General features: G+C 53.5%; 12 protein-coding genes. All 12 read right to left on the bottom strand.

Translation table 11 applies throughout. The features are described 5' to 3' along the window. Positions 1 to 147: 147 nt before the first annotated feature. Complete coding sequence (locus IPH75_02175; protein MBK7140871.1) at positions 148 to 603, bottom strand: hypothetical protein; 456 nt, start codon at positions 601 to 603, stop codon at positions 148 to 150. Beyond that, on the bottom strand, positions 564 to 1,613 hold the full coding sequence (locus tag IPH75_02170; GenBank protein MBK7140870.1) for a histidinol-phosphatase: 1,050 nt from the start codon (positions 1,611 to 1,613) through the stop codon (positions 564 to 566). The genes IPH75_02175 and IPH75_02170 overlap by 40 nt, the downstream gene beginning before the upstream one ends. Next, positions 1,606 to 2,937 carry an MFS transporter gene (locus tag IPH75_02165; protein ID MBK7140869.1) on the bottom strand — a complete coding sequence of 444 codons (1,332 nt, stop codon included), beginning with the start codon at positions 2,935 to 2,937 and terminating at the stop codon, positions 1,606 to 1,608. Before IPH75_02165 ends, IPH75_02170 begins: the two co-directional genes overlap by 8 nt. After that, a complete protein-coding gene (locus tag IPH75_02160) occupies positions 2,934 to 3,392 on the bottom strand; it encodes an HDIG domain-containing protein (GenBank protein ID MBK7140868.1) in 459 nt (152 codons plus the stop codon). Before IPH75_02160 ends, IPH75_02165 begins: the two co-directional genes overlap by 4 nt. 164 nt (positions 3,393 to 3,556) lie before the next feature. Further along, a complete protein-coding gene (locus IPH75_02155; GenBank protein ID MBK7140867.1) occupies positions 3,557 to 5,593 on the bottom strand; it encodes a hypothetical protein in 2,037 nt (678 codons plus the stop codon). Then, positions 5,590 to 6,108: a hypothetical protein gene (locus IPH75_02150; GenBank protein MBK7140866.1), complete on the bottom strand. Its 519-nt coding sequence runs from the start codon at positions 6,106 to 6,108 to the stop codon at positions 5,590 to 5,592. The genes IPH75_02155 and IPH75_02150 overlap by 4 nt, the downstream gene beginning before the upstream one ends. Further along, positions 6,105 to 8,339: a hypothetical protein gene (locus IPH75_02145; protein MBK7140865.1), complete on the bottom strand. Its 2,235-nt coding sequence runs from the start codon at positions 8,337 to 8,339 to the stop codon at positions 6,105 to 6,107. Before IPH75_02145 ends, IPH75_02150 begins: the two co-directional genes overlap by 4 nt. A gap of 8 nt (positions 8,340 to 8,347) precedes the next feature. After that, the gene (locus IPH75_02140) at positions 8,348 to 9,160 is read right to left on the bottom strand and encodes a PHP domain-containing protein (GenBank protein MBK7140864.1); all 813 of its coding nucleotides are present in this window, start codon (positions 9,158 to 9,160) and stop codon (positions 8,348 to 8,350) included. 28 nt (positions 9,161 to 9,188) lie between these two features. After that, entirely contained in the window at positions 9,189 to 10,730 is a 1,542-nt protein-coding gene (ftcD, locus tag IPH75_02135) for a glutamate formimidoyltransferase (protein ID MBK7140863.1), read from the bottom strand. Positions 10,731 to 11,040: 310 nt separating this feature from the next. After that, positions 11,041 to 11,886: a DUF3108 domain-containing protein gene (locus tag IPH75_02130; GenBank protein MBK7140862.1), complete on the bottom strand. Its 846-nt coding sequence runs from the start codon at positions 11,884 to 11,886 to the stop codon at positions 11,041 to 11,043. After that, positions 11,867 to 12,358 (bottom strand): low molecular weight protein arginine phosphatase, encoded by a 492-nt coding sequence (locus tag IPH75_02125; GenBank protein ID MBK7140861.1) that lies wholly within the window; start codon positions 12,356 to 12,358, stop codon positions 11,867 to 11,869. The genes IPH75_02130 and IPH75_02125 overlap by 20 nt, the downstream gene beginning before the upstream one ends. After that, positions 12,355 to 12,999, bottom strand: coding sequence for a threonylcarbamoyl-AMP synthase (locus IPH75_02120; protein ID MBK7140860.1), 645 nt, complete (start codon positions 12,997 to 12,999; stop codon positions 12,355 to 12,357). Before IPH75_02120 ends, IPH75_02125 begins: the two co-directional genes overlap by 4 nt. Positions 13,000 to 13,003: the final 4 nt, after the last annotated feature.

Genomic DNA, 13,003 nt, shown 5'->3' with positions numbered 1-13,003 from the left:
AGTTAGCTCCAGACAACAGCATAATACGGGCTACATTCGTCCGCTTTATTTTGCTATCTTCCAAAGCGTTATAACCACAAAGAATAGAGGATAGTTCCAGTCCTCTAAATCCCTGCTTGTACCGAAAATCACATTGTAGGGTATTGTTTAATACTCGACCGAAACCGCAAAATCGGCGAAAAAACTGGAATTCTTGACAATCAGCCTGACTGCCTCGGAATCAAAGAACCCATAAGCTTTGGATGAACCGGATATTCGAACTTTGCGGCGCTGACGGTCCAGATCAAGATACCCGCCCCCCAACAACCGGAATTGCGGATCATCCAGGTGCAATTGATCGGGCTGTTTGATCCAGTGACGGGCTAATCCAGTTTGCTGACTGTAAGCATCTAGCACATTCGCATGATATGGATACTTCTGTACATCCCCAAAGATCAGGATGTAGTGACTACTATTCGCGAGGACGACAAACTTGCAGGAAATGACACCAGTCGCACCAGTCGATTCGGGTGCGCTCAATTCGACCACCTCAGTTGTCGCATTTCCATCATTGAGCGGCAAAGTCAGACTCCGATCCTGATATGATTTGAGAAGATCCAGCACCGCTCATTCTTCCAGGCTTCTACGCGATATATTCCAGCCTCGGTCGGACAGAACTCCAGCGAATCGCCTGTCGTCTCCACTAACCTCTTCCCATTCCCGACCAGCCGGATCACTGCGCTGGAGGGCAATCGCACCTCGAGTTTTGCGTCGGTCAGGCTGCTCAATCTCCCGCCCGCGATCACTCGCTCGGACCCGTTCCGTCCACTGAACTGAAATCCGATCGGGTCTCCCCAGCGAATATGCGCTCCAAACGCCCGGCAGTCGCGAAGTGCACCGTACACCTGATTTTTCGCTGTCGCGAAGTCAGTGGACATCGGCTCCGGCAAAATGACATAGGTCCGAAGTGACCGGAAATGCACTTTGTAAGGGAATATTTCAACTTTCAGTGGTCCAACTGTGATCGGAAAAGCATGTGCATCAACTGAGGCTACCCCGACGATCTTGCGCGACCTGTTCACTTCATCCCACTTGGCGAAGACGCGATCGGTCGGTCCAACCATCGACTTGCGAGGAGAAAATGCCATCAATAACTTGTTCGATGGCGTCAGACGCTCCATCCACTCCGACATCTGATTCCAGAGTTCGATTCCTGTGTAGCCATCTACATTCCAATCCGTCCAGGGGTATGGCGGGTACTGTCCCATCCGGTCACGAATTTCATCTGGATGCGCGATTATTCCGAGAGCGTTGTCCTTCGCTCCCGCGCTCACATATTCGGCGGAGGTCATCTCGCTTGGATAAACCGATGGAGATTCAAATATCATGTAGTGATTGTTGTCGTCGACATCGTTGTGCTCGTACCCAACCAGGGCGAGGAGTCTGCCGTAAAACCCTTCCTTCCCTTGTTCGCGGTTGTGCAGATTCATATGGTCGGTAAAGAGGATAAAATCGAGATCGGCCCGCTCGCCGATCGCGGCGACCTCTTCGAGCTTTTTGGTGCCGTCGGATTCAGTCGTGTGAACATGAATCGCACCGGCATAATGAAACCAGTCTCCGATCTTCTTACCCATGCATCATCCGAGTCGTATGCGGCACCTTTCTAAATATGGCCAGCCCGATAACGATCATACCAGCCAGCGACAAAACCCCCAGTTTATACGGCAACTTCTCCGCCTGGGCTTCACTCAGGTTGAAGGATTGAACAGCCCAACGCCCCAACATGTTCTCCGGCTGAAACAGGTAAATAATGGCGGTCCAAACGACCGGCCCCACCACTGCCGCCGCCCTCCCGGAAAGCGCGAATATCCCAAAAAAGCGCCCCAGCTCTTCCTTTGGCACCAACTCCGCCAGCATCGGACGCGATGTCGTCCAGAGCCCGCCTAGCAGAATGCCGACGACCGATCCAAGCACCCAGACTACCGGCATCGAGTCGGTCGATGCAAACGCCACCAACGCAACTACCCATCCAGACATTATGATTGTCATGAGATTCTTGAGCGACCATCGCTCTGCGATCTTCCCCACCACAAACGCTCCCACCACGGCCGACACGGTCGAGATGATCAGGAAGGTTGTGATCTGCTCTTCCGGCAATCCCAACACGATCGAGCAATATAATCCTATATTCAGGATGACCGTGAATGCCGCATCCTCGAAAAAATAGTCGGCTATCAAAAATCGAAGTACCCCGGGATATTTGCGAGTATTCCGCAACGCACTCCAGACATCTCGATACGCCTGCCGAAAAGTCACTTTTTCGGGCGTATGCGATCGCCTTTCGCGAACGAAGAAGAACAATGGGAGCGAAAATAGCAGAAACAGCGCCGCGGTCGGCAGAAATGAACCTGTCTTCCCCGAACCCGAGACAAACGGGATCTCCATACCGAACATCGATCCACTCACAAACGGAAGCACCAGGATCATCCCCGCGATCGAACCAACATATCCGATCGAGACACCCAGTCCTGAAACTGCCCGCGCATGTTTCCCCTCTGCCACCGAATAGAGCAGTGAATTATAAAATGGCTGAGCCGCCTCATAGGAAAAGTTGGAGATAATAAACAGAATCACGATCCCAAGAATGAATTCGGCCGGCACAAACGCCATCAAGCCCACGGACATACAGCACGTCAGCGTGAAGAGAAAAACGAATATCTTGCGCTTGGTAGTATGGTCAGACATTGCCCCCAGGGCCGGAAGGACACAGGCCGCAATCAGCATGGAGGCGGCAAAAGGCAGATCGAAATAGTGATCCGGATGTCCCAGATCCTGAACGATATATCGCTTCAGGTAAAGCGATACGATATTCATTGAGTAGATGGTGTTGGCGAAATCGTAAAGCGACCAGGCCAGGATATCTTTCTTCCAGAGGGAGACTGACTCAGAATGACTCACAGACCCAGCTCGTTCGAGATCCGCAGCATCCCCTCCCTGACCAGCAGGAGAAATTGATCCAGTTCTATCCCCAGATTTGAACAGGCGGCAATGTTCTCGCGCGTCGCGCCGGCGGCAAAGCGTTTTTCCTTGAATCGACGAACCATGAAATCCGAGTCAACCACCGACAGCTTTTTCTCCGGGTGCATCATCGCACAAGCCGCAAGAAAACCGGTCGTCGGATCAACCGCGTAAAGAGCCCAGTCGAGCTTCGACTTGCACGGTACATGGCCGGGATGCGCATGGATCGCATACAACATCTCTTCCGGCAGATTATAGGGCGACAACCATTCGGCCGTCAGATAGGTGTGGTAATGTTCGTCGTTCTTGGTTTCGTTGTAATCAAGGTCGTGCAGCAGCCCAACCAACCCCCAATAGGCTGGATCTTCTCCCAGATGCTCCGCCACCCGTCGCATCCCTGCCTCAACTGACAGGATATGTTTGAGGAGATTGTTGACGCCGATCTTGGCGACAACCAACTGATACGCTTGTTCGCGAGAAAGGGTGAGATTCACAACAGGGACAATAAAAGTCCTCGACAGCCGAATGTCAAGCCTTGAACTGACTGATACCAAGCAGGTTAGTCGAAGAAATTCCAGTCAAAACCCCAGGTCACGACCCGCCCGGGTATCTCAAATTGTTCCCGCGTTGAGTAATACTGGTCCAGTGCATTCTGATAGACTATCCGAAAGCGGAAATTCCCCATCGAAAACGACAACTTGCCGTTTAGAACCGCCTGCTCACCCAACAACTCCCCGTCAAATCCCTCATACGCACCCGTATACTGGATCTCGCCGTATGCCCAGAAGTGCATCAACTTCGACTGCCAATAATGATGCAACTCCAGCCCACCATACACTTGGTAATCGGGCTGATAGGGTCGCTCGGTATACCGCTCGAACTCCCTCCAGAAATAACCGCACCCGCCCAGGAAAGTGGCAAATTGACCGACCCGGATTCGCTTCTGCGCCGAAACAGTCGCAAATGAAATGTCCGTATTAACCGGAGTGAAATACCACGCCGCCGCGGAGGTGACTGAAATGAATGTTCGATCCCATTCAATGCCATCATAGATAGTCCCGCCAACTGCCTCCACTGTCAGACCATTCTCCGGCGTACCGACCTCCATTCGTATTGCCCCGGTCAACTGACGTTCAGTCGATAGTCCCGGATTCCCTTTATCAGCATAGCGCGTGGTGTCGATCCCATACAATTGGCTTTCGTGGTACGTAAGATAGAGCTCATGCAGTGAAGGTGCTTTTTCGGCGTACCCTATCGAACCAACCAGAAGCATCCTGTCTGATTCCTTGATCCAGAGAACTCCCCCGTACGGCATGATCCGGAATTCCTCAGCGTACTTGATTCCAAATCGAGCCGCCAGTCGGCTGGACCGATGTAACTGCGCCCAGAGCCAGCTCAACTCCGATGTGTGTCGTGGGTGCTTCTCTGTCTGATTGTCATACTCCACTCTGTCAACCGAGGCGGAGAAACGGCTGATCCGTCCGGAAGCATACCATTCTCTGTTCACCTCCAAACCGTGCCCAGTCAGATTGAACTTCGCATTGTAGGCAGAGTTGAGGTAGGAACCCTGACGAAGGTGCCGGTATCCGATATTCGTGCGAACCGTCTGGCTGTCATTGCTCATTGAATAGTACAGCCGAAGGTTTCGATCGAAACGATCGCGATTGACCCATGAGCTGATCTGATCTGGACGAATCAACATGGGACCCTGGCGGTGGTACAGATGTCCGCTGACGGTGACTCCATTGAGTTCCGTGACTGGGAAATAGCCGGATCCATCATATGCATACGTATCTTCGGTGTTGCGCACATTCCCCGACGCTACCTGCGCACCTTCGGCCACCCGATAACCGATCCCTAAGCGGATCAGTCTCCCGTCAGAAAACTGATTTGCGTATCGTCCCCGCGTATGCGAGAAACCGTAATTCCCTTTGTCGAGAAGGAAACTGCTCACCGTTTTGCCGTTCGCAGGTTGTAATGGTGTCGTCACCAAAGTCGCAATTGCCTGATCGGCCCCAAAGATCATCCCCGCTCCACTCGGCAGAATGAAAATGCCATTATCCAGAGAGGTCGAAAGATCCTCGACATCCATACTCCCATCCGGCTCCGTACTGTGCTCGAACGGCGACTGACTGACGCCGTCATGCACGTACCCCAGCCGGTCCCCCGCTAGCCCATATGGTTGCACAGTGGATCGTGCAGGGGTCAATTGCCATCGCTGCACCAGATAGCTCGGACTCGATTTGAAATAGTCAGACGCATTCATGAAATACGAACGCGTCATCCAATCGCGCTGGTCCATTCGCGAGGGGAGAAACTCTGCCTGCAGTGTATCATTGATCGATAACCGCGGCTTAAGCGTCCGCTTGGGAGCCTGTTCGCGAGCTTTGCGCATTCGCTCCTCAAAGCTCCTGGCCGCACGTTCAGCAGGCGTAAGCGAATCGGTTGGAATCGTATCACTGGAATCAACCACCATCAGAGAATCAACCGCCGGCACAGCAGGTTTGGTCAAATCCTCCTGGGCAGCCAGGTTGACACACAACCCGAATAGCAGGATGACCGAGCAGACGAGAAGAAGTCCTCTGAACAATCTCATGCCAGTCTCTCTCGATCATAAAGGAATTTCGTCGCTCCAAAAAGCAAAGGGAAAACGAGAATATTGCTGACAAGTGAGAATCCGACCCACGGCAGTCCTGCTATTATGCGCGGCCAGAATGGCTGATACAGCCAGGCATCAACAACTGTCACAGGAAGATAAAAGACCAGAGTGCAGATCAGACCGCACAATCCAAGCGAAAGATACAGGAGGACTTGTGGAAACGCACGCCAGTGTAGTCGCGAAAAGAGATACCCGACAGGCCCGCCGGCGGCCGCTCCAAGTATCTGGGCTACCATCACCGGAATTCCCGCAGGACCGAATGGATTGAATATCGTCCAAAGCGACATGCCGATTCCGCCAACCAGCAATCCGGCCCAGATCCCCCAGAGGAATCCGGCCGAAAAGACCAGGAAAAAGATCAGTTTCACGTTCGGGAGAAACGCGGTTGCCATGGACAACACGTAGATCAGCGCCGCGAACAGCGCAACGCGTGTCAGCAACCGAAGGTTCATCGAATCAATGCCACTTTTGCCTTGTTCTCTGCCACCAGCGTTTTCCGCGAAGAATCACAATAGAGCCGTGCGACCGCTATATAGACTCCGGAGGCCACCCGTGCACCCGCCTGATTCACCATTGTCCAGTACGGCTCGTCTCGCGTCTCCTGCGACGTTTCGTCGACATAGACCAGACTGGCTTCTCCTTCCAATGTGGCGACCCGTTCGCCGGCCACTGTAAAGAGATCCACGGTCATCAGGGGAGCATGGCATACTTGCAGGGTTCCGATGCTCGTACTCAATTTGAACCGGAAATGTACCTCTTCTCTGGTCATTTCCGCAGTAACCGATGGATTGGGGAAGGCAATCAGTTCAGATGGCAATTCTTCGATTTGCGTTGTGTCGCCGAAACAGTTGGTGCGGAATTCCGGATCAGGAGTCTCGTCCAGGAAGTACTTCACCACCATCGGACTATTATTGCGATACAACAGATAGTTGTTCGTCACGGGCGTTACTATTACCAGATACGAACAAAACTTCTCGGGATTGAGTGTCTGGGTGACAAGCCCGGCACCCGCAGGGGCCGGAACGGCAAACTTCTCGACCTCATGCGAATCCGGAATGTTGCGCAATTGATAGATGGCTGAAAGATACCAGGGCGATGGCAACGTATCGAGTGAGATCGAAAGACTGAAAGTGGAATCGAAGATCGCTCGTGTGTAACTCGTACACCCGGTCCCAATCGCGCATGTATCGGGATGTGGCGGTAGCAGGTCGGGACAGACGCCGACGGCCCAGTCCAGAGGGAGCTTCGTTGTCCCTTGAAGATTCGGGGGAACGCCAGTCTCAAAAAGCGAGTCTGCAATAACTAGATTGCAAATAGTATCCGGGTCCACCTGCCTTGACGCGTTTCCATAATTCCTGGCGATCAACTGATCCTCGATCCCTAGACCTCCCTCAAACCGAAAATACGCTGCCCCCATATGCTCCGGAAGCACCGTCCTGGCGTTGGCGGGTAGTATCTGGAAATCCGAATTGCGATTCAAATACCCGTCTGGTATCTCAGGGTATTCTTCGGCCTCTTCATACGACATCCCGGCCGGCGCAAGGTGCGCCCGAAAACCGGTGAAGTAGTTCCACTGGGCGAATTCAGCGAAGGCACTCGCCATGCTTTCGGTCCCGTTAGTCGCCGAATCGATGACTTCATCCAGCGCAATCAACAAATGCGGTCCAACTCCATACTCTCCGCACTTGAACCAGGTCTCACGGACCAGATCCGCTCCAAATCGCTGAGAGAGAAACATCCCGAATATCCCCGACGCATACGGATGCAGATCGGAGAAACTGTCAAACTGCTGGATCGACGCATTGACATTCTGGAAGAAATAGGGAAGGTACCCGTAGTAGTCGTTGATATTGTCGTATACCTCTTCCTCCATCCAGACAGCCGAGAGCTCCATCCAGTAGCGGCGAGACAGCACTTCATCGAAGTCCTCGGCCTCGTATGGATCGATCCCGAACTGGATCGCGTGAAAGAACTCGTGCGCCATGGTAACGCGAATCGCGTCGAGAGGACGGTTTTCATATCCTGTTAATTGCGAATAATCGTTGTCGAGCTTGATGAACGAGGTCGCCTTGTAATGCCCGATAGTCTCGGCCCAGATCGAATCGGGATACGCCAATCCATAGAAGTTTGCCGCCAGATTCTGAAGGAAAACATCGTAAGCCGCCGAATCCGATTCCGAGGTGTAAAATGAATCGCTCGGCGGAATAGGATAACCCAATTCCGTGATCTCATGTTCCCAGACAGAGTCAGCGATGAGCGCCGTAGCCTCCACGTAGTTCGGAACTCCGTCTCCATCTGAATCATCGCCGGCCCGATAGACCGCATGCTCGCCCGTCTTGTCATAGTGTATCTTGAATCGTCCCGATGGCGAGACATAGCTGAACTGAGTCTCCGGCCTGACATTCAAAGTAGCGATGCCAAGCGAGACTACCAAGTCACGATCCAATCGACCGCGATTCATCGCAAAATCCGCGGCGGCAGACATCCCGCATTTGTGGGGCATCCCTCCGTGCTCCGCTTCCTCGATCGACAAAGCAGTCGCGGCGGACATCCGGTCACTCTGACCGTTCACATAGAGGAAATCCTGGATGATCCTCGCCTGGTCCTCGCGACTCAATTCGGCCGCAAAAAGGATATTCGCCGACAGGAATAGGCAGAAACTCAGGTACGTGAAGATGCGCAATGCTGATCTCAATTCTGACCTCGGGAGTTACGGAGCTTCTGTTTCATGATATCAAGGAACTCGATCGGTACATGCTGCGATCCGACATATCCATGCCGCCCCTCGCGTCCATGAAAATCCGAACCGCCGCTGCGCAGCAGGCCGTCACGGGCCGCGATCTTGCTCAAACGGTCAACATCTGACTGAGAATTACTGGGGTGCCGCACCTCGATCCCGTCAAGACCAAGCGAAATGAGCGTCTCCAGGTGTCTCAGCATATTGTCGATCATCGGATGCGCCAGCACCGTAATGCCGCCCGCACGGTGAACCATGCTGATCGCCTCACCCGGTTCGAAAAATGCTTTTGGCACGTAGGCTGGTCCATCTTTCTTGATATAGCGGTCGAATGCTTCTTGATAACTGGAAACTGTTCTCAATCGGTGCATCGTCTCGGCGATGTGGGGTCGTCCGATCACCGCCCCCCCGGCGGTCTCTTCCACAGCATGGAACGGGACGTCCAGGCCCGCTTGCTGCAGCTTTTCTACAATCATCCGGCCACGGAGATTCCGCTTTTCCTTGAAATTGGCCAAAGCGGCCGAAAATTCTTCATTCTCCGGGTCGAAAAGGTAGGCCAACATATGCACATCATCCTCCCCAACCGATACCGATAGCTCTACCCCGGGGATCAACTCCGGGTCAGATGGCGTAAGCATCTCCCTGCACGCCAGGTAGCCGTTGATATCGTCATGGTCGGTCACCGAGAATGCGGCCACCCCCGACTTGCGGACATTTTGCATGAGCGCCTCAGGCGACAGCAAGCCGTCCGAGCAGGTTGTGTGCATGTGTAGGTCGATAAATTCAGTCATCTGGCTACAGTTTGCCCTCAACCACTGTGGCGATCCGGGCCGCCAGATCATCCCCTCGCTGACGTAAACTGGTCATCTCTTCACGGGTCCTGGTCACAAAGGTCTGATCGGACAGGTTCTTCAGGTTGATCCGGACATTGTACGATGCCCCTCTCAGCGCGGCCTGTCCTGCCAGACCTGCCACACCGGCATCAGAGATCGAGTTTTCATTCCCCTTCTCTGCCACCACGAGAGCAAACTCAAGTGCCTGAACCGACTTTTTCATCACCGTGAGCGGCACGGTGGTCGCTGTCACTGTCGCTGCCTGTATCGCCTTATCCCGAGCGGCTATCTGTTCATCTGTGCTCTTTGGCAGCTTAAATGCATCCATGACCGAATTGAATGCTTCTTTGTCGGTTTCAACCAACTGCTCAAGTTCCTTCCTCAGCAGATCCGCCTGATCGCGGACTTCGGTCAACTCCGCTTTGACCGTTTCGTATTTCTTTTTTCCTACCGTCAAACGGCAAACCATCGCCGCCAGACAGGCGGCCAACGAACCAAGTGCCGCCGAAACCGAGCCACCTCCAGGCGCAGGAGATGATGATGCCACCTGGTCATAAAAACTCTCGACCGGTTCAGTCGCAGTTCCCGATACGCCAGATGGCCCCGCCATCTTCAATTTCTCCTCGAGGATCTGATTTTTGCTGAACTTCTCCAATCGCAGGTAATAGTCCGAAACCGCAACCAGCGCATCATTTGGCACCAGCCCGATCACTTCGGATGAAGTCACCGGCACACCATACCGGTCCGCCTCGGCCTTGATCGTCTCAAAGACGCGGAAGATCGGTGTCTTGGTATAGTTCACCAGGTTCATCGATATCTGAACCTGGTTTCGCTCTTTGATATTGAATCCAAGCGCCTTAACAAATCGATACCCCCCGGTCAGCGATCTGACAGCATCCGCGATCTTATCGGCGATCTCTTTGTTGTTTGTCCCCAGATAGACATTAAAGGCGACCAGCGGAAAGCGAACACCGATCGCGGTAGAACCGGATCGCAGATTCATTTTCCGCGGCCCATAGTCCGGAGTACGCGTATCATCGGTCTCTATGGAGTCACGGATCCCTTCGTACTCACCGATCCGGATATTCGCCAGATTCTTCCGCTTCGTGCTGGTGGCTGCATCTTCATAAAGATAGACCGGTATCTTCAGCTCTTCGCCGACCCGCTTGCCAAGTTTATTGGCGAGTTCGATCGCATCTTCAATGGAGACATCCGAAAGCGGAATGAATGGACAGACATCGCAGGCCCCCATCCTCGGGTGCTCTCCATGGTGAGTTGTCATATCGATCAACTCAGCCGCCTTGGCATACCCCTGGAACGCGGCTTCGACAACCTGGTCGGGATGACAGACAAACGTCACCACCGCCCGGTTGTGGTCGCCGTCCATCTCAGAATCAAGGAGTGTAACACCAGGCACGGAAGTGATCGCATCGCAGATCGCTTTGATTACTTCGGGGCGTCTCCCCTCTGAAAAATTGGGGACACACTCGATCAATTTCGCCATTGCAACAGCCTCGCACAGATATCGCCGGAGGTCGGCAACCGCCCGGGCCCCTCACGGTCAAGAATTCTTAGGTAGGTCGAACCGCCAGCGCCCGAACAATCAGCAACCAAACCGGCGATCCAAACACATCGACATAAGCGGTTATCCGACAGGATATTACAACGCACTCGCGCCACCCTCTCGGACTGCCAATAGACAGTTTTCCAGGCATTTGTCCGCCGCGCCAATATGCCCGACAAACGATGCCAAGTCAATGAGATAAGAGTGGGAGCGGAAGAGAGCTTTCGAACGAAACCAACCGTGCTGAAACCTAGAATTCCCGAATTTCACCCAGTATGAAATCAGTCAGTTCAGCAGAAATGGAACCCACCAGGACTTTGGATTTCATCAGAACCGGCATTTTGAGGCGATCGTCTGTCATCCAGACAGTTAACCTCCCCTCATTCTTGAACACCCCGACCGTTTGGGTCAATGGCTCCACCACAATGCAATCAAAACTCCCCGCCTCGACCTTGATCGTCTCCTTGCGAAGTACCTTGACTTCCATCTTGTAGCTTTTGCCGTCCACAAAACTATCGACCCAAACCGATTTCCCTACCTCCAGATTCTGCGTCCGGACATAGTACAGTGCCGACAGCGCGTCCTGCGCAAACGGGGCGATCGGGAGTGTATCCTTTTCGTAGTAGACCACATGGCCCGTCTGATCGAACTCGTACGACTTATCAGCTCGGTAATTCCCCTCGCGAAGCTTCTTCTGGAAGAACCAACTGAACAGCGCGTCAGCGTCAATTATCGACTCAACCTCATCTTCCACCCGGTAAATACTCGAGAAGAAAGAATTGGACAAGGCCCGCGTCTGGATCTGGTATGCCTGCCGCCCTTTGTACTCGATCATCTTGACCACTTCCATACTGGCGGTCCCGGCGTTGATGAACCCGTAATTGACGTCAAATGACAGCTTCTCCCCGATCCCAAAAGCAACATTGTCAACGAATCGATCGGTGGTATTGAGGCTGTCGGCGTCGGTCGTCGAGGCATCCGCGCTGCCGACTGAGGCTGTCAGGAAATAGGTCGCAACCGCCACCATCCCCGCAAACGAGAGCAGGACCATGGTTCGGGAAACGGCACGGCGACCTTTAGGCAGGTATTTTTTCATCTATCCGTTTTACAATCTCTTCCAGATGTTTGCCCAAATACTCGCCGATCTCAAGAAATGTTTCGTTGTATCGTTCGAGGGTCTGCCCGATCGGGTCCTCGACCGGCTCCCCTTTGGTCCCATTGGTCGGGAAATTCTTCAGCAGAAAGGTCCGCTCGGATGCCGATGGGGTCATCCGAAGCACTTCCTTGACATGATCCGGTGTCATCCCAAAGATCAAGTCGGCCTCTTCGATCAGCCCACGAGTCAACTGCCGCGACTTATGTTTGGAAAGGTCACATGACCAAATTTTGACTGCCTCATTGGCGTACATTGTGGCCGGAAAACCACTGGCCGCGCCGGTCCCAGCCGATACGACCCGAATCTTGCCGGGCCGCCTCTTTTCCAGCAACATGCGCATTGCGGCCTCGGCCATAGGCGATCGACACGTATTGCCCGTGCAAACAAAGAGTATGGTAAATAGATCGTTCATTTCGGTAGCATATCTTTCACGCTTGTAAGTAATCTTTCACTGCTGATCGCCCCTTCCCGGAGGATCGCCGGTACCTCCCCGGTGCAGTCAACCACTGTCGATGTTATCCCATTGAGCGGCCCGGCGTCAAGGTAAAGATTCACCTTCTCCCCGAATGCCGAGGCAATCTCTGTAATGGACTCCGCATCGGCTCGCCCGCTGATATTTGCCGAGGTTGCGGTTATTGGGAATTCCGTTTCATTTAACAACCCGGCTATTATACTCGAAGACGACCAGCGGAGTCCTATTCGTTCATTCACAACAATTTGCGGCTCCCACACCCCTTTGGCCCTGATCACCAATGTGAGCGGACCCGGTAGAAAACTCTCTATCACCCGGGAAGCCAACCGCGTCACCTCACCAAACCGCTCAATCTCGCTCCTGTTCCGCACAAACAGCGAGGTCGGCATCGCTTCCGGTCTTCCCTTTGCCTCGAACAACCAGGCCAGTGCCTCTTTGCTCTCCCCGCGAGCCAACAGCCCGTACCGTGTCTCGGTCGGCGCTACCACCAATCCGCCGGATGACAGAATTCTGGCCGCTTCTCGAAGCAAAACTATGTCTGGGGAATCAGGCGAGATCTTCTCGATGCAAACCTGCGCCATGTCA

Source organism: bacterium (assembly GCA_016708025.1).
Classification (GTDB): Bacteria; Zixibacteria; MSB-5A5; order GN15; family FEB-12; genus FEB-12.
Note: the sequence above shows the minus strand (reverse complement) of the source record. Positions and strands in the feature narration are given on the sequence as shown.